Origin of the sequence: Terasakiispira papahanaumokuakeensis (genome assembly GCF_001709345.1) — a bacterium.
GTDB classification, from domain to species: domain Bacteria; phylum Pseudomonadota; class Gammaproteobacteria; order Pseudomonadales; family Halomonadaceae; genus Terasakiispira; species Terasakiispira papahanaumokuakeensis.
Genome location: NZ_MDTQ01000001.1, coordinates 654,499 through 678,121, shown reverse-complemented (window position 1 = coordinate 678,121; position 23,623 = coordinate 654,499). Strand labels below are relative to the sequence as shown.

The following is a 23,623-nucleotide window of genomic DNA, read 5'->3' as shown; positions in this document are numbered from 1 at the left end:
ATGCAACTGGTGGTGATCAGTGGCCGATCAGGCTCAGGGAAAAGTGCCAGCCTGCACGCCCTGGAAGACCTCGGCTACTACGCCATCGATAATTTGCCGGCGGGATTGCTGGAACCTTTAGTCCAGCAATCCCGTTCAGAGCACGGTAATCCCAAGAAAATTGCCGTCAGTATTGATGCGCGCAACCTTCCCCACGATTTAGACCATTTTCCCCATATTCTGCAAGCGCTAAAAGCTGACGAAGTGGCATGTACTGTGGTCTATTTGAATGCAAATGCCAAAACACTGATGGAGCGTTTTTCAGCCACGCGGCGCCGCCATCCTCTCACACGGCATGATCATTTATCCTTATCCGAAGCCATTGAGGAAGAGCAACGCCTACTTGAGCCGATTGCCAATCTCAGTGACTTATTAATCGATACCACACGCCTTTCCGTTCACGAACTACGAAACCTGGTGGCGGAGCGCGTAGCCAACCGAAGCCAGCAGCAGACCACACTGCTATTTCAATCCTTTGGTTTTAAACGGGGCGTTCCCCTTGATGTTGACCTCATGTTTGATGCACGCTGCCTGCCCAACCCGTTTTGGGATACTCGCTTAAGACCCCTGACAGGACTTGATCAAGCAGTGGTTGAGTTTCTTAGCCAACAATCTGAAGCCCAAGCCATGCTGGATGATATTCGGCAGTACTTAGAACGCTGGCTCCCTCGTTATGTCCATAGTGGTCGCAGTTATGTCACCATTGGGATTGGCTGTACGGGGGGTCAACACCGTTCAGTGTGGCTCACTGAGCATTTAGGCCAATATTTCAAAGCCCAACATCATGAGGCTTATCCCAGTATCCAAATTCGCCACCGCGAATTAGGCGCACCACCAATAGGAGCAGGTCATTAATGATGCGTTGGGTCACATTAACCAACAAAAGAGGGTTACATGCCCGCGCAGCAACTCGCCTGGTACAGGAAGCCGCCCAGTTTTCAGCCCAGCTCACACTGTTGCGCCCCGCCCAGAACGACGCTCCAGAAAAACAGGCCGATCTTCGCAATATCATGAGCCTGCTCATGCTAGCGGCTCCCTGTGGTAGCGAACTCCAGCTGATCGCCGAAGGCGATGACGCTGAAAATGCCCTCGATCACTTGGAAGCACTGATCCATAACCGCTTTGACGAAGACGAATAACCTTTCGTTTCGAGACCCTCGCATTTAAATGACAAAAATTTCCTTACACTTCATCGATTTGTGATCATTCCGACTTATACTGGAAAGCAATTCGCGCCATGTTTTACAAATGAACTCGTCACAACAGGCTTATCATCATATAAGACGGTCAGGCTGGGGACTTTGAAGCACAGCGAACGCAATGCAAATAACCGACTTCAGATTCATCAAGAATCCCTTCCAGCACGTAATAAGTGAGGGCCTATGGCAGAGCATTCTAATGAAGAAAAACGCAGTCGCTTAAGCGCCGCCCTCTCATCAGGCGCGATGGGACAAGCGCGCAGAATGCTCAACGGGGGTCTCCCCCAAGTTGATGTGGCCCACTTACTCGAAGCCACGCCGCCGAAAGAGCGTGAGATACTCTGGGGACTGATCGACGAAGAGTTACGTGGTGATGTCCTCCAGTACCTCAGCGAGGATCTGCAGAGTGACTTTATTGGCCGCATGAACGCGGAAGAAGTGCTCGCGGCCACCACAAACCTTGATCTCGATGACTTAGTCGACCTGTTACAGCGTCTACCTGATGCGGTGATCGGTGAAGTGCTCCAGTCAATGGATGCACAAGACAGGCATCGCATCGAACTCGCCATGGCGTATCCAGAGGATACGGCAGGCGGGATCATGAACACCGACACGATCACCGTGCGCCCAGACATCACCTTAGACGTGGTCTTGCGTTATCTTCGTTGGCACGATCAGTTACCCGACTCAACCGATGCATTATTAGTGGTTTCTCGTCGAGATGACTTTATCGGACGCTTACCCATCAATAAGCTACTGGTGGCGGATCCAAATATTACCGTCCGAGAAGTCATGGAGACCGACTGTCTCAAGCTGCAAGCCACACTTGAGGATACGGAAGTCGCTAAGCTCTTTGAAAAATTCGACTTAATTTCAGCCCCAGTCGTCGATGACGATAACCGACTATTAGGTCGGGTCACCATTGATGATGTCGTGGATATCATCCGTGAAGATGCTGAACACACCGTCATGAGTATGGCGGGTTTGGACGAAGAAGAAGACACCTTCTCACCCGCACTGAAAACCAGTCGTCGACGTGCAGTCTGGTTAGGCATCAATCTACTGACAGCCTTTCTCGCCTCATCGGTGATCGGGCTTTTTGAAGGCACCATTCAACAAATTACGGCTCTGGCCGTCCTGATGCCCATTGTCGCTAGTATGGGGGGGATTGGTGGCAGCCAAACACTCACCGTCATGATCCGCGGTATCGCACTCGGTCATGTGTCAGGCAGTAATCTACGCTGGCTACTCCGACGAGAGCTAATCGCCGGCGCGATTAATGGCTTGATATGGGCCGTTGTGGTGGCCGTCATCGCCATCATCTGGTTCCAGGATATTAAGCTGGGCTGGATCATTGGCACTGCAATCATCATTAACTTGCTCATTGCGGCGCTCACCGGCACTTTATTGCCCGTATTACTGAAAAAAATGCATATCGATCCGGCTCTATCTGGGAGTGTTATTCTAACAACGGTCACTGATGTTATCGGCTTTATGGCCTTTCTGGGACTCGCGACCATGTTCTATTTGGCCCATTGAACTGATTGAACATGATGATGCCACCACCAATGACAACGCCCCCAAGGGCAAGAAAAATGAAAACTAAACACTGGCCCACCCGCTGGTTCATCGGGTTGCTGGGATTACTCCTCAGCACGCTGCTTTATGCCGACGATGCGACGCTGATTCGGCTTTATCGGCAAGGTGCAGAGGGGGTTCAGGTTCAGGGACAAGGTGAAGTCATCCGCCTATTAGCGGATGACCTCAAAGGCCGTCGCCATCAACGCTTTATTCTGGCGTTGTCTTCAGGTCAAACCTTGTTGGTTGCACACAATATTGACCTAGCCCCAAGCATTGATCACCTGGCCATTGGCGATAAAGTCAGCTTTTATGGTGAATATACCTGGAACCGCCGGGGTGGCATTATTCATTGGACACATCATGACCCAGATGGACGTCACCCAGATGGCTGGCTGGAACACGACGGTAAGCGCTATCAGTGACCTAGCTGGATCTCACTGAATAAATAGCGTGAAAACCCATGATGGCAGCCCAAGGGCTGCCATCATGCATTTCCGGTACCCAACAACGGATCTCTCAGTTGCACACCTCAAACGCAACGTGCATCAAAGAAACCGAAATAGACATTAACTCCCGGCAACCGTCATGCCATCGACTAACCAGCTACCCGTACGAATATTGCCGCGTCGGTCCGTATCAGCGCCGACTGCCTGTAACTGGCTAAATAATTGCTTCAGATGAGCAGCAATGGTGATTTCAGAGACAGGATATTGAATCTCACCATTTTCGACCCAAAAACCAGCGGCGCCCCGAGAATAGTCGCCCGTCACCATATTAACGCCCTGCCCCATCAACTCAGTGACATAAAGACCACGTCCCATTTCACCCAGTAAAGCTTCTTGAGACTGCCCTGTCGTGCTCACACTCAAATTATGCACACCACCGGCATTACCGGTCGTTTCTAAGCCTAGCTTACGGGCGGAATAAACCGACAATTGATACAGACTCAACTGTCCTTCGTGAACAAAATGATTCTCTCGAGTAGCGACACCATCTCGATCGTAAGCCGCACTCCCAGGCGCCTGCTTCAACCAGGGCTGCTCATAAAGATTCAACCATTGAGGGAAAAGTGTTTCACCTAAAGCATCCAGCAAGAAAGAACTGCGACGATAAAGCGCGCCCCCGGCGATGGCACTCATAAAGTGGCTCACTAGGGTGGCTGACATTTGCGGGCTGAACAAAACCGGGACCTGGCAAGTGGGGACACTGCGCGCGCCCAGACGAGATAATGCCCGGCGTGCGGCTTCAGCCCCAACACTTTCGGCCGTCTCGAGCCCTTCCGGTAAGCGACTCGTGGTATACCAATAGTCACGCTGCATATCCGCTTTTTCACCCGCAATCAGGACGCAAGACATACTGTGCTGAGTGCCCCGGTGAAGCCCCATAAAACCACGACTATTCGCCAGTACCGATAATTCACGCCCCGTATTGACACTGGCCCCATCACTGTTACTGATGCCCGCTTGATCCAATCCCGCCGCTTCACAGCTCAGGGCTAAGTCAACGGCCTCGTCAGGCGTCAGTGCCCATGGATGGTCAAGGTCAAGATCCGGAAATTCAGTCGCCATTTGGGCGGCATCAGCCAACCCGGCAACCGGATCTTCTTCAGTAAATCGAGCAATGTGGCAAGCCGCCTCAACTGTTTCCCGAATGGCCTCAGGCTGTAATGAGGAAGTACTGGCCGTCCCCTTACGCTGACCAAAATAGACCGTCACTCCCAGCCCTTGATCACGGCTGAACTCAAGGGTTTCGACACTGCGCTGGCGCACCCCAACAGCTAACCCTTGATCGACCCGTGCACTGACTTCGGCATCACTGGCTCCCATCGATTTGGCCCAAGCAAGCACTTGTTGTGCCTGTTGTTGCAACTGCTCAGAGAGCTGCCCAAAATCCACTTTTTGCTGGGCTTGTTGATCCTGTGACATGAACACCTCTATTCACTACGCAGCCGGCGCTCAATCGCCATAATGTGCTAAGATGCTGCGCCTGTTAATCCTGCCGGCATGATGACATCATGCCGGATGATTGGTTGACTGAGCCACTGTCTCAGTCGCATGTGATGACCGACTTTCCGACGACAGGGCTACGCTATGATCGACGAACAGTATGAAGATGATGAACTCCTGCCCAGCCGCTCACAACTCAAGCGAGAAGATGAAGCACGCAAGGCACTGGGTCGCCGCCTGACAGCGCTCAAAGCAGACCAACTCGCTAAACTCGAGCTACCGGATGACTTAAGAGAAGGCATTGCCACCTTCCATCGTATTCGCTCGCGCGAGGCTCAACGGCGCCAGATTCAGTATCTGGGTAAAGTATTGCGTCATATGGATACCGAAGCCCTGGCCCAGCAAATGGATCTTTTTGACGCCAGTACACAAGCGCATGCGCAACACTTCCAAAAATTGGAGCAATGGCGCGACCGCTTGCTGGACAATGAGCAAGGGCAAGAGGCCCTGACTCAATACCTGAGCCAATATCCACAGGCGGATAGTCAAACTTTGCGTAATCTGGTGCGAAGCGCTCGTAAAGAACGCGACCAACAGAAAGCGCCTGCCAGTGCTCGCAAACTCTTTCGCTACCTTCGCGAAATTGACGGCCTCTAAACTCGGTACTGGCTTCAGCACTGGCTTCAACCCTGCTTCAAACCACTCAGGCCTGATCAGGCCTGAGTGCCTCCGATCGTTAAAGCCTCAATTTTTAAGCTGGGCTGACCGACACCCACGGGCACGCTTTGCCCCTCTTTGCCACACACTCCGACACCTTCATCCAAGGCTAAATCATTGCCCACCATCGAAATTTGTTGCATGACATCAGGCCCGTTCCCAATCAGCGTCGCGCCCTTAACCGGTGCTGTAATCTTGCCATCTTCAATCATGTAGGCTTCGCTGGCCGAGAACACAAACTTACCCGAGGTGATATCCACTTGCCCGCCGCCAAAATTGACAGCGAATAAACCGCGCTTAATAGAACGAATCATATCCGCCTGTTCATGCTCACCAGGCAACATAAAGGTATTCGTCATACGAGGCATCGGCAAATGCGCATAGGACTCTCGACGTCCATTCCCTGTCGAGGCCACGCCCATCAGACGTGCATTCAACTTATCCTGCATATAGCCTTTGAGGATGCCATTCTCAATCAGCACATTGTGAGCACTGGGCGTCCCTTCATCATCAATGCTTAAGGAGCCTCGGCGCTGAGCCAAAGTCCCATCATCCACGATAGTACAAAGCTCAGAAGCGACTTTCTCACCGACTCGTCCACTGAAAGTCGAACTGCCTTTACGGTTAAAATCGCCTTCGAGGCCATGTCCCACCGCTTCATGCAGCAGAACGCCTGGCCACCCTGGTGCTAAAACAACGGGCAACTGACCGGCTGGCGCCTCAATGGCTTCTAAGTTGACCAGCGCTTGACGCACCGCTTCCTGAGCCTTTTCTGTGATCGTATCGCGATCAAAGTGGGAGGCTGAAAAACGGCCCCCCCAGCCCACATAACCGCGTTCACGACGTCCATCTTGCTCGACCAGTACCGAAATATTAAAACGCACCAAAGGCCGAATATCCGCACCGAGCGTCCCATCACTGGCCATCACCAGCACCTGCTCATGGGAAAAAGCCATCGACACACTCACTTGATTGACACGAGTATCTGCGGCACGGGCTTGCGTATCGGCATGTCGTAAAAGGGCTACTTTTTCATCAGCCTCAAGCGCTGCAATCGGGTCGTCAGCGGCATATAGGGCTGATGCTGTGGTCGGCTGAGAGGCGGCAATCGTGCCATTTTGCCCCTGACGACTGATCGATGAGGCCGCACGTACGGCTTCATCCAAAGCCGCACGCTCGATTTCATCCGAATAAGCAAATCCGGTTTTTTCACCACTCACCGCACGCACACCCACGCCCTGAGCAAGTTGGTGACCGGCTTCTTTGAGAATACCTTCTTCCATGACCCAGCTTTCCTGGCGCTGACGCTGAAAATACAAATCAGCAAAATCCACACCGGGCGTCATTAAACGTCCTAACCATTTTTCGGTATCTGCAATACTTAGGCCGGCCGGCTCAAGCAAAGCCGCTTCCAGTACAGCCGCATCGGGAAGTGCAATATGATTCATGTCGCCTCGCAACAGATAGCGGGTCTTATTACCAGCAGCTTAAAAGACCCGGATAAGTTCAACCTTGGGATCATCCATCCGCCCACTAATGTGATAACGGGCCTGGGTAAAATCATCAAATAGATTACCAAAAACTTTTTGGACCACCCAGATCGCAGCCCCCACTTGGGGCGCACCTGCCACCAACGCAGCCAAGGGTAAGTTCTGGCTGACCGGCAACACCACTGACAGGGTCAGATCCAAAGTCTGACGATTCAAGTCTACACTACCATTCATCGTAAAGCTGGTAGAGCTGGCCTCCACCTTGGCCGGTTTCGAGTTGGTCAACACACCTTCGGACAACGAAAAATGCCCTTCTACGCTATTGTAACTGATCCCTTTACCGGTGAGATCACTGAAGTCCAGCTGGAGGCGCCGAATCAATGAGTCAAAATTTAATAAGCTAAACAACCGACTGGCACCTTGTGCACTTGAGGAATCAATTTTAGGGAAGCTCCCATCAGATAATTGCAGCCCAATTTGAGCATTGAGCGAAGATAACGTCAGCGCGGCTGGAGAACCAGGCCAAGCACCGCTGAGATCGAGATGGTGTGATTGACTCGTCACCGGCGCAGGGCCACCGATGAGGTCCTGCACAGCCTTACCGATATTCTGTCCGTCAACGGTCATCTGTACACGCGTTTGAGCCTGTTCCTTGCTCTGCCAATCTAACCAACCCGAGACCTTGGATTGGCCTAACTCAATGTCCAATGGCTCGATATGCAACCCGTTACGATTCGGTTGAAGATCAAACGTCCAGCGCCCTAATGACCGCTCGCCAATCTTTAACTGTGCAATATGGACATCAAGCGGAGGCCAAACGGTCGGATCAATCCCCGATAGCACATCACGAGCGGGCTTTCCTGTCTGATCAGGCGTGTCGACGCTCGGGCCAGACTCAGCAGGAGCGGCATCAGGCTCAGGAATCAATAGCTGTGCGATCGCTAATTGGGCTCGTTGATCAGGCGCCCATGGCCACTGCAACTGACCCTCCGCATAATCCGAAGTGAAAAAGGCGCTGATCCCCTGCTCGGCCCAATTGGCTTCAGCATAAACAGGCCCATAATCGGTTTGGCCACGATATAAATGCTCAACCCCCGCATAGACCTTACGAATCACTGGAGGCGTTGGAGACTCGGCCAAAACACGATCACTCACCAAGGGTTCAGCCTGGCCTTGATTATTCTGGACAACCACCCCTGCAGGCGCTTGATCATCCGCCTTCAAGCCCAGTATCGTCCCATAACGGCGCCACCAGTCCTCCCAGCTCAGTAAATCAACCTGTGGTAACTGGAAATAAAGGGCCATACCAGGTTTGCGAGGCAGTACCGCCGTAGGGACCTGGCGCGCCATCGCGATTAACATGCCGGTTGGACGAGGCGTCGTGAGGCTCAACGCCATGGTCAGCTTCTCACCATAAGCTAAATCGATACGCGGCGTTTCCGACAACTGAATATCCGCCGTCATGGGACGGAGCTGATCCTCAGTTTTACCCAAAGGTGGCGGATAATTCACAGCAACACCGGCCAAATCACTTTCTAGGTGTAACTGAGGCACCTCGCTTAATTGCAGCTGCCCATGATAGTTCAGTCGGCCCTCAATTAAGCGTAAGGGCAATATATCCAACCACTGTTTCAAAGGCGCCAAATCGGCTTCCCCTTGCAACAGAATACGTTCACCTTTCGCGTCAGGCACAATCATGGCGTTAACCTCGCCATTCCATAGTTGAGCCTTCAGCCCCGGTGAAGAGAGCCCTTCGCTTAACGTAAACTTCAACGGGCCGTTAATCTGCGTGAGCTGGATCGGCGGCGCCCTCATATCCAGTTGGTTATTCACCAGCTGCGTTGTCACGGATACTTGAGGCAACTGATGGTCTAAATCTAGAGGAATATCCAAGGCCAAATCCGCCTTCACAGGGCCGCCAATATCCCAGCGCTTCAACGCTTCCGGCAACTGTCCTTGAAGCCCGGGGACATCAAAAAGAGATTCCACCGTATCGCCTGATCCCGACACCTGCCCATTCACTTTAAGCCAAGGTTTGCCTTGCCGGTAATGCGAATCCACCACGACATGCGACACTTGAGCTCCAAGCACTTCAGCTTGATCCACTTGGCCATGCACGGTTTCATCCATAAGGTCCAATACACCTTGAGGGTGTCGAACCTCTGGCCAGTTCGGGTCATACGCGAGTTGACCATCATGCACATCCAGCGTCATCTGGAAAGTGCCCTGATCCCCTGTCACAGGCCCAGCAAAAAGAATGCCGCCTTGACGCACCTCCCCCCACTGAACCGCTTGCTTAAGCCAATGATCAAGCGCCGGATCCAAAATTTTACTGGGTAAGTAGCGCGCCACCTGATCGGTTTTGATCTGGGACAGGCCTAAATTCAGCAATAACGTATCCGGCTCACCTTGTGGCGCAATATTTAGATTAAACTGGCCTGTGACTGTCCCCACAGGTAAGCGAGCCACTAAATGATCACCGCGGAGTTCAACACCGGTACGAGGGTGCGCCCCATCCAAAGCCCAATGCACGATCCCCTGGGCCCGATCAAGGGTCCAGTTGTGATTAAACAGTTCGGGAAAGCCCACCGATAGTTGGTGCTGATTAAATTTGATTTGCCCTTGATGTGCGGATGCCTCGACCCAGGCATCTAACCCCTTCACGGCCGGGGTCCCATTCCACCCCTGAGCGGCACCACCGAGCAACTGAGTATTTAATTTAAACATATCAGCAGCAGGCCAATTCAAGGTGGTACTTTTTAACACCCCTTGCGGATTCAGTGTTTGCAGGACCTCCTGTAATTGACTAGGCAATAACGGAAAATCCCACCAAGACTGAAAATCTTGTAAGGCCACATCAGCCAGCTTCAACTGCCATTGCTGATGATCATATTGCAAGCGCCCGCTCATCGCGGGCAGTGACCGCTGCCCCAACTGGCCCGAAGCAAATTGCCATTGCATCTGCCATCGCTGGAAATCACCCTGCAAGCTAAAAGCCGCCTGTTGCAACTGCCATTTCAAATCATTATTCAATTGCCCACGGCTATCCGCCAGACGTACTTCGGCCTGCCCTTGTCCGTCATGCCATTGAGCCCAAGCCTTTAAGCCGACATCACCTTTAACGGGGTGTACTTGATCTGGGGGAAATAACGGTGTGAGTGCACGCAAGGCCACCTGAGGAAAATCCAAATAGGCCTCAAGCTGACCATGAGTCCATGAAAAGTCATCGCCATGCTGGGTTAACAATAAGCGTCCCGGCTGCTGCTGACCTTCCGGTAAGAAAAAGGCAAGATCTAACTGGCGTCCTTGCGCCCAGTGACGATAATCAAAGTGATCACTTTCAAGCGTAATCGAGTCACCGGTTAAAGGCTTCAGATGCAGTCTGAGCTGGTCCAACTGCAACTGACCTTGCGCCAGCAACAGCTCCAGCCATTGCAATTGCTGCTGCCATTGAAATGTGTCTTCGGATGACCGCTCACTGTCCTCAGTGAGGCCTCTTAGGTGCCACCCGCTCGCATCCTCTTCTAGCCAAACATCCAGCGTATCCACCGATAAATGAGCAAACACCGGCTGCCACTGAATCAGGCTCTGCATCACACTCGGCTGAACCTGCAATTTCTGAATGGAGAGAAACGGCGTCGCTTTTGGCCCAAGACTCAACCCTTCAGCGCTCAAGGCGGGATCTAATGTCACCATTTGTCCTTGCAACTGTGCCAATGACAGATCAAAAGGCAAATGTTGGGCCACCTCTTTCACAATGGCCGGGCGCCAAGCAGGCAGCTTCGTCATGATCGCGCGCCCTGCCAGAACATAAAGAGCGGCCAAAACCAATAGAATCAGCAAAGCCCAAAAGGGTAACTGCAGCCAGTACATCAGATGTTTTTGGCGCGACGCATTCGCCATACTTCAAACGCTCCCGCCTACATCAACACAATATCGAACTGTTCCTGTGAATACAGAATCTCGACCTGAAACTTAATCGGTTTATTAATAAAGGCCTCTAAATCAGCCAGTGCTGATGAGTCTTCATCCACAAGTCGGTCGACGACAGCCTGACTGGCCATCACCAAATAGGAACCACCACTATAGGCCCGATCCATGCGGATAATTTCACGAAGAATCTCATAGCAAACCGTTTCAGGCGTTTTCAGCATGCCACGACCATGGCAGACTTCACAGGGCTCACACATCACCTGCTCTAGACTCTCGCGCGTACGCTTTCGCGTCATCTGCACGAGGCCCAGCTCAGTCACACCGGTCAGCTTGACCTTGGCATGATCACGCTCAAGACTTTTTTCCAGCAAACGCAATACTTGGCGTTGATGTTCGGCATCATCCATATCGATAAAATCAATAATAATGATGCCACCTAGATTGCGTAATCGCAGTTGTCGCACAATGGCAGACACTGCTTCTAGATTGGTTTTAAAAATAGTTTCTTCTAAATTTCGATGACCAACAAAGCCGCCGGTATTCACATCAATCGTGGTCATGGCTTCTGTCTGGTCAATCACCAGATAGCCACCTGATTTCAGCTGAACTTTACGTCCCAGTGCACGCTGCACTTCATCTTCAACGCTATATAAATCAAAAATCGGGCGCTCGCCGGGATAATATTCCAGCTTAGGTACCAAGCCCGGCATAAACTCTTCTAGAAACTCATGTAAACGCTGATAGTTTTCTCGCGAATCAATTCTAATTTTTTCAATTTCAGGACGTACAAAATCACGCATCGAGCGCATAAACAGAGGTAAGTCTTCATAAATCAGTGCGGGCACCTGCTCACGACTACTGCGTCGCTCTACGGCCGTCCATACTCGGCGCAGGAATTGGATATCACTGATCACCTCATCATCGCCGGCACCTTCAGCCGCGGTACGCAGAATAAAACCGCCCGGCTCTTCCTCACCCAAACTCTCAACCCCGGTCATGACTAACTGACGCAGACGCTCACGTTCATATCCAGTCTCGATCCGTTGTGAAACCCCCACATGCGCCGTGTGGGGCATATACACCAGGTACCGGGAAGGAATCGAGAGATGGGTGGTCAAGCGAGCCCCTTTGGACCCAATCGGATCCTTGGTCACCTGGACGATCAGCGGCTGGCCCTCATGCAAAAGCGCTGCAATGGCAGGCGCATCCCCCTCAACGCCAGACGATTTAGACACCTCTGCCGCATGAATAAACGCCGCACGCTCCAGGCCAATATCAACAAAAGCGGCCTGCATCCCCGGGAGTACCCGGACTACCTTGCCTTTGTAAATATTCCCTACGATGCCACGACGTCTCGTTCGTTCAATATAAACTTCTTGCAAAACCCCGTTTTCAACCAGTGCAACGCGGGTTTCCATTGGGGTCAGATTGATCAGGATCTCTTCACTCATGCGCCTTCACTCCTCTGCTCTTGTTGAGTCTACCCCAGAACCTTGAAGGCCACATGTTTTAACCCTCAGCAGCCGAGCCTTGCTCCAAGCGCCAGACAGGAATGCGCTGAATCGATAACAATCGAGCCGTTTCATATAACGGTAACCCCACAACCGCACTGTAGCTGCCGCGGATATCCTGTACAAAAACACTGCCAAGCCCTTGAATGCCATAAGCCCCCGCTTTATCACAAGGCTCGCCAGAAGCCCAGTAACGCTCAATCTCACTATCAGACAAATGACGAAAACGTACGCGCGTTGTCACCACGGCACTTTGAATTCCGGCAGGCCCAGTCACGGCAACACCACTTAACACCTCATGAGTCTTACCCGACAATTGACGAAGCATCTCTCGGGCCTGTTCAAAATCTGCTGGCTTACCCAAAATCCGTTGTTTCAGAACAACCGCCGTATCCCCCCCCAACACCGGCAATGCATGTTCAATCATCGCCGCACCAACTTGGGCTTTATGACGGGCCAAACGCTCGACATAAGCAGTCGGGGATTCGCCCTGTTGAGGCGACTCATCCACATCAACAGGCTGCACAGCTATAGGACCGACGCCAATTTGAGCCAGCAGTTCACGTCGCCGTGGTGAAGCAGACGCCAGACACAAAACAGGTGACTCCTGAACCGGGGAGGATGACACCCCCTTAGGGTCAGACATAACATTTTTCCTTGATCATGAGATTCTAGGCCCACATTGACTTTGACTCAGTTAATGCCAAATCGTCGACGTAACGCATGCAGTAAGGTGGAGAGCCAAGGCCAAATCAGTCCAGAGACAACGGCGGGTAGCATCAAGTAAGCAATGGAAGCGCCACTACCACTGACGCTTTGTAACCATTGAAAGACCAGTTGGCTGATCCCGATAAAGACCGCAATGACACCCGACTGTTTCACCATGTTATACATGCGCACACGCTGATAAGTCAGGTGCCCCAGATAACACAATAAAGACAACGCTACCGCATTTTGCCCAAGCAAAGTGCCTTCGATCAGATCCAGCAATAAACCACAGATAAAACCATGGGTGACACTGACACGATGTGGTGACATCACACACCAATACAATAAAATCAATGCTAACCACTCTGGACGCCATAGCAGCCAAGCGTCCGTCATGGGTAATGCTTGTAGATATAACGCCACCAGCAAAGTGAGATTAATCAGCCAGCGGCCCCGAAGCTTTCGCTCAGCCATTGTCGGGCTCCTCATTTGCAGCCTCGGCCGCCGCATCAGGATCATCATCGGGATCAATACTGGTATCAACCGGTGCCAGCGGCTCCAGTGACGGGTTCACTAACTCTGCGGGGTCAGAACCTTTCAAAGTGTGGAACAGCAGCAGAACGTAGCGACTCCGATCCAAATGCGCTTTAGGTTTAGCCAGTACCTGTAAAAAAGGCTCGCCCGGATCATGTCGAATCTCACTAATCGTGGCAACAGGATGACCAAAGGGGAAACGGCCACCTAAGCCAGAGGTGACTAATAAATCGCCCACTTCCAGATCAGCCGTTTCGGGCACATGCATCAACTTCAACGCATCGGGTCGACCGGTACCTTGCGCAATAAAACGCAACCCATTGCGATTGACTTGTACTGGCACCGCATGACTCGTATCTGCAATCAGCAACACTCGGCTGGTGTAAGCACTGACCGAAATCACTTGCCCCATCAAACCACTGGCATCAATCACCGGTTGCCCCGGATACACTCCATCCTGGCGCCCGCGGTTAATCACAATGCGCTGGGTAAAAGGGTCGTAATCCAGGCCAATCAACTCACCTAAAATAGAGCGCTCATCCGTCTCATGCGCAGCAGACAGCAGCTCTCGCAAACGGACATTCTCAGCAGAAATCGCAGACATTCGTTGAACCCGCTCGGCAAGCCGTAACGCTTGCGCCTTGAGTTCACGGTTTTCTTCAAGTAAGGCATTCCGGTGAGCCAAGCTATCGCTCACCCATCCCAGCCCCTGGGCAGGCAAATCAGCAGCCCATTGAATCGGCGTCACTACAAGCGTTAACCAAGCACGCAACTGTGCCATCGCCGCCAGCCGACTATCGGCCAACATTAAACATAGGCCCAACACCACCGCGATCAAAAGGCGATAGCCAACCAGAGGCCCTTTCGCAAACAGATGCTTAATGACACTGTCCTCTTATCAAGTCATATCAAGATCGTAAATCATCAATGACAACCGCGATGGCATCCCTGACCTACCCTCTCAGCCTCAGCACAATCTCAGTCTCAGTCTCAATCTCAATTTCAAGCCCAAGCCCAAGCCCAAGCCCAAACATCGACAAGCCCTGGCGGTGAGATCTCAACACTATCTAAAACGCTAACACGGCCCAAAACGCTAACAACACGGCCCAAAACGCCCATGCGCCACCGATACTAGAGGCAATCTCCACACATAAGATGAGTCTCTGATCATGCACTTAATATAAAAGTGCCGCCACGGTGTGACCGCAGCGGCACGTCTAACGCTTTGCTCAGGCATACTGACTAAAACTTAAAAACACTAACGCTAGCCAGGGTTCACTCAGTGAAGCCAATCGATCCACTCAACAGCGAATGAGATTAGTCAATCGCCAGCAAGTCAAAGGTATGCTGATCAATCAGCTCCAGCGCACGACCGCCGCCACGTGCCACACACGTCAATGGATCTTCAGCGATGATCACTGGCAGGCCTGTTTCCTCAGCAATCAGTTTATCCAGATCACGCAACAGAGCACCACCACCGGTCAATACTAAGCCGCGCTCAGCGATGTCAGACGCCAGCTCGGGCGGAGACTGCTCCAATGCACTTTTGACCGCCTGAACAATCGAGGAGAGCGGCTCTTGCAGGGCTTCAAGAATTTCATTCGAGTTCAATGTAAAACTGCGTGGAATCCCTTCAGCCAAATTACGTCCACGCACATCAATTTCGCGTACTTCACTGGCGGGATAGGCACAACCAATTTCTTCTTTAATGCGCTCGGCAGTCGCATCACCGATCAGACTGCCATAATGGCGGCGCACATAGGCCGTAATCGCCTCATCAAAACGGTCACCGGCAGTACGCACAGATTCAGAATAGACCACACCATTGAGAGAAATAATCGCAATTTCAGTGGTCCCCCCACCAATATCCACGACCATTGACCCTTGCGCTTCATCAACCGGCAGACCCGCACCAATCGCTGCAGCCATTGGCTCTTCGATCAAAAAGACTTCCCGAGCGCCAGCGCCCAAAGCCGATTCTTTAATCGCTCGACGTTCGACCTGAGTGGACATACAAGGCACGCAGACCAACACACGGGGGCTGGGCGTGAAAAAATTATTATCGTGCACCTTAGAAATGAAGTGCTGCAGCATCTTCTCGGTGACGTGAAAATCAGCAATCACACCATCTTTCATGGGGCGGATAGCCGTAATGTTGCCGGGAGTCCGGCCTAACATACGCTTAGCGTCATAGCCCACCGCAGCCACGCTGCGTTGATTGCCGTGATTACGAACGGCCACGACAGAGGGCTCATTCAATACAATGCCGCTGCCACGCACATAAATCAGGGTATTGGCCGTTCCCAGGTCGATCGAAAGATCGCTAGAAAACAAGCCTCGAAGTTTCTTGAACATGCTGTTGATGCACCTATCCAGTGGTCCACTGTGCCGACGGCAAACTCTAACAACCCCCTGACACCAGAGCAAGTTACTTCCGCACTGAAGTCACGGTTATTCGTCATAAAAACCTATTTTATAGGCTAACGACCGATTCCAACACCTATTTTCGGTGGCTAAACGGTAATGACGCTCATAATACCTTGCCTCTATGTCCTTTCATGGCCCATCCCCCTTCATTCACATCCTTTGACGGGCTAAGCCAGCGATCAATATGGCAGTCCACAAGTAGAGATAGTCCACCATACAAGAGAACCCCCTCTTATAGGACAACCCGCCATATAACGATCAACTCGCGTAGCGAAGAGTCTACCAGCTCAGTGGTTCAATCTTAGAAGTTAAAATCAACGTGAAACCAGGCTAAACGGGACTCATCCCATCGCTAAAAGTTCACACACTTTTATCTGACTCGCTATTAAAGGCGTTTATCCCAACGATTGCGCATTTAATCTGCAACTGTCTCTTCGCAGAGCCAAAGCGCACGCGTCCGGTTTATGATATTCTTGATGCCTTGACTCTTATGCCCAATATCACGGGCTGGAGCACTCGATTTTCTTTCTTTTCAACACCAACCCAACCACGGGGAGAATACCCATGGCGTTGAATCAGGATGACGTAGCCAAAGTCGCACACTTGGCTCGTCTGGCGATCGATTCCAGTAACACCCAGGCTTACGCCGATGATCTGACCAGCATTCTTGCGTTGGTGGATCAAATGCAGACGGTAGATACTCAGCAGGTTGACCCGATGTCACACCCGCTGGATGCCACTCAACGTCTGCGCCCAGATGAAGTCACTGAAGCCGACCAACGCAACTTATTGCAACAGGGTGCACCTGCCGTCGAGCAGGGCCTATTCCTGGTGCCCAAAGTGATTGAGTGAATACGATAGATCGCAAGGATTCCCGCATGATCGACCTGACGCTGACTCAGCTTGCCGACGGCTTAGCCCAAGGTGATTTCACTAGCCGCGAGCTGACCGATGCTTATCTCGCCCGCATCGCCGAACATGATGCCCAAATCAATAGCTTTATTACGGTCACAGAAGACAGTGCACGCCAAGCAGCTGAGGCTGCGGATGCACGACGTGCAGCCGGTCAAGCCAGTTTATTGACAGGCATTCCTCTGGCCCATAAAGATATTTTTTGCACCCAGGGTGTCCGTACATCCTGTGGTTCTAAAATGTTAGATAATTTTGTCGCGCCCTACTCCGCCACTGTTGTGGAGAAGCTTGATCAAGAAGGCATGGTTTCACTGGGCAAAACGAACATGGATGAATTTGCCATGGGCTCATCCAATGAGTCTTCGTTCTACGGCCCGGTTCGAAACCCATGGGATGCTCAAGCGGTACCCGGCGGATCATCAGGGGGCTCAGCTGCAGCGATTGCCGCCCGCCTGACTCCCGCCGCAACAGGCACAGACACCGGCGGATCAATCCGTCAGCCCGCCAGCTTTTGTGGCATCACCGGTTTGAAGCCCACTTATGGCCGCGTCTCCCGCTGGGGCATGATCGCTTATGCCTCCAGCCTAGACCAAGGGGGCCCTATGGCCCGTACGGCTGAAGACTGTGCCTTATTGCTTTCCGCCATGGCAGGCTTTGATCCCAAGGACTCCACCTCCATCCAACGTGGCGTGCCAGATTATCGCAGCGCACTGGACAGCCCTCTGTCAGGCCTGACTATTGGCTTACCCAAAGAGTATTTTGGTGACGGGCTCGATGCCAGCGTTGCTGATGTTTTGCAAGCGGCCATCCGCGAACTGGAAGCATTAGGCGTCACATTTAAAGACGTCAGCCTACCGAATACTCGATTGGCGATCCCCAGTTATTACGTGATTGCACCTGCCGAAGCGAGCTCCAACCTGTCGCGCTTTGATGGCGTGCGCTTTGGTCATCGCTGCGAGAACCCACAAGATCTTGAAGATCTTTATAAGCGCTCTCGCGGTGAAGGTTTCGGGGCCGAGGTTAAACGTCGCATCATGATCGGCACCTACGCACTCTCTGAAGGGTTTTACGATGCCTATTACCGTAAAGCACAGCAGATTCGTCGCTTACTGACCCAAGACTTCTTAGCCGCATTTAACGAGGTCGATCTACTGCTGGGCCCAGTCGCCCCGACGACAGCGTTCAACCTGGGAAGCAAAAATAACGACCCCGTACAGATGTACTTGGAAGATATTTACACACTGGGCATCAACTTGGCCGGTCTGCCTGGCATGTCCGTCCCAGCGGGATTTGCCGCAGGACGTCCAGTCGGCATGCAGCTCATCGGGCCTCATTTTGAAGAAGCTCGTCTGTTAAATGTCGCCCACCAGTATCAGCGGGTCACTGACCATCACCAGCAAGCGCCTGCGCTATAAGCCACGATCAGGAGAAGATGCAGATGCAATGGGAAGCTGTGATCGGGCTGGAAGTGCATGTCCAGCTCGCCACCCAATCCAAGATTTTCTCGGGGGCCAGCACCGCCTTTGGTGCCGAGCCTAATAGCCAGGCCTGCGCCGTCGACCTGGGGTTACCTGGTGTATTACCGGTGCTCAACGAAAAAGCGGTCGAGATGGCGGTTAAGTTCGGATTAGGCGTTAAAGCCGAGATTGGCCGACGTTCAATTTTCGAACGTAAAAACTATTTCTATCCCGATCTGCCCAAAGGCTATCAAACCACTCAAATGGATGCGCCTATTGTGGGCCCTGGCGTGGTCGATATCGTGCTAGAAGATGGGGCTGAACGCAGTATCCGAATCCATCACGCACACCTGGAAGAAGATGCAGGCAAAAGCCTTCACGAAGACTTCCAAGGCATGACCGGCATTGACCTTAACCGGGCGGGTACACCACTGCTTGAGATTGTGTCAGAACCCGATATGCGTTCAGCCAAAGAGGCGGTCGCTTATCTAAAATCGATCCACGCATTGGTCACCTATCTGGGCATCTCCGACGGCAATATGGCCGAAGGGTCGATGCGATGTGATGCTAACGTTTCAGTTCGCCCTAAGGGCCAAGAGACTTTGGGCACTCGCTGCGAAATCAAAAACATCAACTCATTTCGTTTTATCGAAAGAGCCATCAATCATGAGATTGAGCGCCAAATTGAGCTGATTGAAGATGGCGGCCGAGTGGTTCAAGAAACTCGCCTTTATGATGCGGACCTGGACGAAACTCGCTCAATGCGCAGTAAGGAAGAAGCGAATGATTACCGCTACTTCCCCTGTCCAGACTTACTCCCCGTAGACCTAGACGATGCTTACATTGATTACCTGCGCAGTCAGATGCCTGAGCTGCCAGAAGAGAAAAAAGCACGTTTTGTCGAGGAGTTGGGGCTATCCGTTTATGATGCGAATGTCCTGGCCAGTAGCCGGGCGATGGCGGAATACTTTGACCGCACACGAGAAATTTGTGGTGATGCCAAGCAAGCCGCCAACTGGGTCATGGGCGAACTCACAGGCCGACTCAATAAAGAAGGCCTGGAGATTCAGCAAAGCCCTGTCGCCGCCGAACAATTAGGGGGGCTGATTAAGCGCATCATTGATAACACCATCAACGGTAAAGCCGCCAAACAAGTTTTTGCAGCCCTGTGGGATGGCGAAGGCCATACGGCTGATGACATCATCGAAGCCAAGGGCCTGAAGCAGGTCACTGACACGGGCGCCATCGAGCGCGTCATTGATGAAGTCATGGCCAACAACCCCGCCCAGGTTGAACAGTATCGAGCTGCAGAGCCAGATAAACGCGGCAAAATGGTCGGATTCTTTGTAGGCCAAGTCATGAAAGCCTCTAAAGGCACAGCTAACCCGCAAATGGTGAACCAGCTATTAAAGCAAAAGCTTGAAGGTTAAAGCGGGTTAAAGCCTGAGAGAAAAGTAGAAGTAAAGAAAGATAGCAGTAAAAGAAAGATAGACCGTTGAAACCCATGGGGCTGAACATTCAGCCCCATGGGTTCACGCTCAAGACTGGTCAATACGCGCGACAGCATCACGACTCGCCGCTTGACGCTCTTCTCCGGTCAGCTCATACAAATGACCTTCGCGCATTTCCAGCAACCGGTCAGCCTCATCAAAGTAATGATCATCATGGCTAATCACAATCAGCGTTTTCCCCATCGCTCGAAGCTGTGGTAGCAAGACACGATAGAAAGTACGCCTGAATTGAGGGTCTTGATCAGCAGCCCATTCATCCAATAGCAGCACATCACGTTGTTCTGCGATAGCTAATAACATCGCAACACGCTTACGCTGGCCTTGAGACAAATTCACATTAGTGACCCGATCGCCTTCAAAATCGAGTTTCTGCTTCATACCCAACTCATTCAACCACTGGTCGATAAGCTCACTGCGGGGTGAATCACCCTGGGGACCCATCAAGCGATCAAATAAGTGAAAATCAGTATAAATGGCCGAAAATTGCTGACGATAAGCCGCCATATCATCCGCATCGATGCGCTGCTGATCCAGTTTAATATCACCGGCTTGAGGCAAATAAAGCCCTGTCAGCAACTTCGCTAAAGTCGACTTCCCGCTGCCGTTCCCCCCAATGATAAAAATCACTTCTCCCCGCTGAATATTCAGGTCAATCGGTCCGACTGAAAAGCCCTCACGATTCTCTTCTTCGGGATAACGATACTGAACGCCGACAAAAGACAACTGGCGCCAAGTATCGGCTGAAGCTCCGTTTTGAAAACCTTGTAGCCCTTCTGCCAAGGCCAAACTTTGAATTTTATCAAAAGCCACTTGCGCATTAATTAACGGTGGAAAAGCACCAACAGCCTGGATCAAAGGCGCCCGCAGAAATAACAGCGTTAATGAGAAAGTCGTCGCGACCTGAGCTGAGGCCCATCCCAATCCATTGGCCATAAAAAACACCACACCAATGGCCGCCAACATCATAATGTTGAACCAGTTCACCGCACTGAGGTGATAACTATCACTGCGAATAATATGGTAGCGATAAGCCTCAGCATTGGGCGTATAAACATCACGATATAACCACTGCGCCCGATCTCGATTCAGTGTCAGCTCTTTGCGGCCCTCAATGACAGACTGATAATCCTCATAAAGCCGATCTTCAACATCGCGTAATATCGCGATATGACGATAAACCCGCTTCACCAGCCACATGCCGAACCATAAAGTCCCCAGCACCCAAATACTGGATACGCCCAACATCGCTGGAGACAACCACCCCAGGTATAACACAGCCCCCACCGTCAAGACTCCGCCCTGGACTAACTCCGGTAAACGCACAAAAGCCAACGTAATATTGCGAATATCCGTTGAAAGACTCGCCAACAAACGCGGACTCCCCATACGCTCTATCGTTTCCACTTCGGTATCTAAAATGCCCTTCACCAACCGACCCCGTAATTGATACACAAAACGGTGGCCCAATAAGGTCAAGGCCAACTGAGCGCCTAGCGTAATAAGCAATAACAAGACGACCAACCCGAGAAACTCGGGCAAAACACGCCAAGGATCAGCAAACGCATCTAATAGTCGTTGATTAATATAAGCAATCACACCGATACCCAATCCAGCGCTCGCTAGACTAAGGGCCACCACCCATAAGAAAGATATACGGTAATCACGCCAGATAATCCCGAATAAGGCCTTCACATCATCTCCTCAGTATTGCGTTGAGCGAACCCAGGCCCACTCGTATTCAAAGCCCTTGGCCCATTGTCCACACCTTCGGCACAAGCGTTTATAGCTTATTATCCAACACCAGACCGCTATCAAACACCGGGCAGCAGAGTTTATATGAAAATAATTCTCAATAAAATCGTGTTATCGATCTAACAGGAAGAAGGGGGGCGAAAGCAGTAATGATCAAGATCGATGGGGTTTTCACGAAAAGTATTCAGTGACCCCCGCTAAGCCCTTGAGTCACGTACACGCCTTTCACCAGACCTAAGCGTGACAACAACAGATGGCGTATGAGGCCTCAACATCAGCCTGTGGCGGGGTTCTTGCCTATGAACCACACATACAGAGCTTTACACCAATCAAGATGACAAGCCGTTAGGAAAAAAATACGATTCCAATATACTTATTTTGCGACATCAACATCACTAAGATTAGATAAAATAGTCCACCGTTTGCATTTAACGGTTTGTTTTCATAGTGGATTCCCAAGGCTGACTTTCAAAACCAGCTGTCAAAACACCAAGACTGGCCAGTAAGCCAGCACCACCGTTGGAGTGATTATGGTACTCATCCTGATCTTGTTATTGGTGATCAGCTTTATTGTGCTGACCACTACGCGATTGAAGTTTCATCCTTTTTTAGCACTGTTGCTGGCCGCATTTCTGGCGGCCTTTGCCTACGGGATACCTGCCGAAGATATCGCTAAGACCATTACAGGCGGTTTTGGGGGGATTCTCGGTTATATTGGCCTTGTCATTGTCTTGGGCACCATTATTGGGGTCATCTTAGAAAAAAGCGGCGCGGCAATTACGATGGCAGACACCATCATTAAACTCTTGGGTGAACGCTACCCGAACCTCACCATGAGCTTGATTGGCTATTTAGTCTCCATTCCCGTGTTTTGTGATTCAGGCTTTGTCATTTTAAACTCTCTTAAGGAATCACTCGCTAAACGCCTGGAAACATCCAGCGTGTCCATGAGCGTCGCTCTGGCGACAGGACTTTATGCCACCCATACTTTTGTTCCCCCAACGCCAGGCCCCATTGCCGCGGCAGGTAACCTTGGTCTTGAATCCAATCTCGGGCTAGTCATTGCGGTGGGCATTCCGGTTGCAGCGATTGCCGCCCTAGCAGGTTTATTTTGGGCTGAGCGCTTTAAACATATCGAACCCGATGGCACAGTCGAATCCTCTGCCCTGCACCAAGATTGGCAAGCTTTACGTGATACGTATGGCCAATTACCTACAGCCTTCCAAGCCTTTGGCCCTATTCTGTTCCCGATCTTATTGATCTGCTTAGGCTCAATCGCGAAATTCCCTAGTCACCCTTTTGGGACAGGCTCTACTCTTGATGTGCTGAGTTTTCTTGGCCATCCGCTCACGGCACTGCTCATTGGTTTATTGATGACGTGGCCACTGTTGAAATCCCACAACAAAATGACTGAATTCAGTGAGCGCATTGCCGAGGGAATTACCGCAGCGGCCCCCATATTATTGATCACTGGTGCAGGCGGTGCTTTCGGAGCTGTATTAAAAGCCTCACCATTAGGTGACTACTTAGGGGCAACGCTATCAGCACTAGGGGTGGGTATCTGGATGCCCTTTATTGTCGCAGCAGCACTCAAAACCGCACAAGGTTCATCAACAGTTGCATTGGTTACCACATCGGCTTTGGTGGCACCACTGCTGAGCCAGTTGGGGCTCGACAGTGAAATGGGGCGGGTGCTGACGGTGATGGCGATTGGCGCCGGTGCCATGACGGTCTCTCACGCCAACGACAGCTTCTTCTGGGTCGTTTCTCAATTCAGTCGAATGAAAGTCGGGCTCGCTTACCGCGCACAGACATTGGCGACCCTGGTCCAAGGGGTCACGACAATGCTGGTGATTTACTTACTGAGCCTATTGATGCTCTAAAAATAATCATCGCCGTGGCTTAG

General features: G+C 51.6%; 18 protein-coding genes. 9 read left to right on the top strand and 9 right to left on the bottom strand.

The features are described from left to right. From rapZ to BFW38_RS02985, 4 genes are all read left to right on the top strand, one after another. Window positions 1-894 (top strand): RNase adapter RapZ, encoded by an 894-nt coding sequence (gene rapZ, locus BFW38_RS03000; RefSeq protein ID WP_068997061.1) that lies wholly within the window; start codon window positions 1-3, stop codon window positions 892-894. Beyond that, window positions 894-1,178, top strand: coding sequence for an HPr family phosphocarrier protein (locus tag BFW38_RS02995; RefSeq protein ID WP_068997060.1), 285 nt, complete (start codon window positions 894-896; stop codon window positions 1,176-1,178). Before rapZ ends, BFW38_RS02995 begins: the two co-directional genes overlap by 1 nt. 243 nt (window positions 1,179-1,421) lie before the next feature. Next, window positions 1,422-2,777, top strand: a complete 1,356-nt coding sequence (gene mgtE / locus BFW38_RS02990; RefSeq protein WP_068997059.1) for a magnesium transporter — start codon at window positions 1,422-1,424, stop codon at window positions 2,775-2,777. A 56-nt stretch (window positions 2,778-2,833) separates the two neighbouring features. Next, window positions 2,834-3,241, top strand: a complete 408-nt coding sequence (locus tag BFW38_RS02985; RefSeq protein ID WP_068997058.1) for a DUF3465 domain-containing protein — start codon at window positions 2,834-2,836, stop codon at window positions 3,239-3,241. A gap of 144 nt (window positions 3,242-3,385) precedes the next feature. On the opposite strand, the gene pmbA is transcribed toward BFW38_RS02985, so the two are convergent. Beyond that, entirely contained in the window at window positions 3,386-4,744 is a 1,359-nt protein-coding gene (gene pmbA, locus BFW38_RS02980) for a metalloprotease PmbA (protein ID WP_068997057.1), read from the bottom strand. A gap of 165 nt (window positions 4,745-4,909) precedes the next feature. Between pmbA and yjgA the strand changes: the two genes are divergently transcribed. Then, a complete protein-coding gene (yjgA, locus tag BFW38_RS02975) occupies window positions 4,910-5,422 on the top strand; it encodes a ribosome biogenesis factor YjgA (RefSeq protein ID WP_068997056.1) in 513 nt (170 codons plus the stop codon). A gap of 56 nt (window positions 5,423-5,478) precedes the next feature. Here yjgA and tldD read toward each other — a convergent pair whose 3' ends face one another. From tldD to BFW38_RS02940, 7 genes are all read right to left on the bottom strand, one after another. Continuing rightward, complete coding sequence (gene tldD, locus BFW38_RS02970) at window positions 5,479-6,930, bottom strand: metalloprotease TldD (RefSeq protein WP_068997055.1); 1,452 nt, start codon at window positions 6,928-6,930, stop codon at window positions 5,479-5,481. A gap of 39 nt (window positions 6,931-6,969) precedes the next feature. Continuing rightward, window positions 6,970-10,875: a YhdP family protein gene (locus BFW38_RS02965; protein ID WP_068997054.1), complete on the bottom strand. Its 3,906-nt coding sequence runs from the start codon at window positions 10,873-10,875 to the stop codon at window positions 6,970-6,972. A 17-nt stretch (window positions 10,876-10,892) separates the two neighbouring features. Continuing rightward, window positions 10,893-12,356 (bottom strand): ribonuclease G, encoded by a 1,464-nt coding sequence (rng, locus tag BFW38_RS02960; RefSeq protein WP_068997053.1) that lies wholly within the window; start codon window positions 12,354-12,356, stop codon window positions 10,893-10,895. A gap of 58 nt (window positions 12,357-12,414) precedes the next feature. After that, window positions 12,415-13,062, bottom strand: a complete 648-nt coding sequence (locus tag BFW38_RS02955; protein ID WP_068997052.1) for a Maf family protein — start codon at window positions 13,060-13,062, stop codon at window positions 12,415-12,417. A 47-nt stretch (window positions 13,063-13,109) separates the two neighbouring features. Beyond that, window positions 13,110-13,598, bottom strand: coding sequence for a rod shape-determining protein MreD (mreD, locus tag BFW38_RS02950; protein ID WP_068997051.1), 489 nt, complete (start codon window positions 13,596-13,598; stop codon window positions 13,110-13,112). Then, window positions 13,591-14,532 (bottom strand): rod shape-determining protein MreC, encoded by a 942-nt coding sequence (mreC, locus tag BFW38_RS02945; protein WP_084004417.1) that lies wholly within the window; start codon window positions 14,530-14,532, stop codon window positions 13,591-13,593. Before mreC ends, mreD begins: the two co-directional genes overlap by 8 nt. 443 nt (window positions 14,533-14,975) lie before the next feature. After that, entirely contained in the window at window positions 14,976-16,013 is a 1,038-nt protein-coding gene (locus tag BFW38_RS02940) for a rod shape-determining protein (RefSeq protein ID WP_068997049.1), read from the bottom strand. Between the two features lie 636 nt (window positions 16,014-16,649). Between BFW38_RS02940 and gatC the strand changes: the two genes are divergently transcribed. The 3 genes from gatC to gatB are packed head-to-tail and all read left to right on the top strand — an operon-like array spanning window position 16,650 to window position 19,884. Then, the gene (gatC, locus tag BFW38_RS02935; RefSeq protein ID WP_068997048.1) at window positions 16,650-16,937 is read left to right on the top strand and encodes an Asp-tRNA(Asn)/Glu-tRNA(Gln) amidotransferase subunit GatC; all 288 of its coding nucleotides are present in this window, start codon (window positions 16,650-16,652) and stop codon (window positions 16,935-16,937) included. Between the two features lie 26 nt (window positions 16,938-16,963). Further along, a complete protein-coding gene (gene gatA, locus BFW38_RS02930; RefSeq protein ID WP_068997047.1) occupies window positions 16,964-18,412 on the top strand; it encodes an Asp-tRNA(Asn)/Glu-tRNA(Gln) amidotransferase subunit GatA in 1,449 nt (482 codons plus the stop codon). Window positions 18,413-18,435: 23 nt separating this feature from the next. Beyond that, window positions 18,436-19,884 (top strand): Asp-tRNA(Asn)/Glu-tRNA(Gln) amidotransferase subunit GatB, encoded by a 1,449-nt coding sequence (gene gatB / locus BFW38_RS02925; RefSeq protein ID WP_068997046.1) that lies wholly within the window; start codon window positions 18,436-18,438, stop codon window positions 19,882-19,884. A 108-nt stretch (window positions 19,885-19,992) separates the two neighbouring features. Here gatB and BFW38_RS02920 read toward each other — a convergent pair whose 3' ends face one another. Further along, window positions 19,993-21,657, bottom strand: a complete 1,665-nt coding sequence (locus BFW38_RS02920; RefSeq protein WP_218186348.1) for a multidrug ABC transporter permease/ATP-binding protein — start codon at window positions 21,655-21,657, stop codon at window positions 19,993-19,995. Window positions 21,658-22,247: 590 nt separating this feature from the next. Here BFW38_RS02920 and BFW38_RS02915 point away from each other — a divergent pair. Further along, the gene (locus BFW38_RS02915; RefSeq protein WP_068997044.1) at window positions 22,248-23,600 is read left to right on the top strand and encodes a GntP family permease; all 1,353 of its coding nucleotides are present in this window, start codon (window positions 22,248-22,250) and stop codon (window positions 23,598-23,600) included. Window positions 23,601-23,623: the final 23 nt, after the last annotated feature.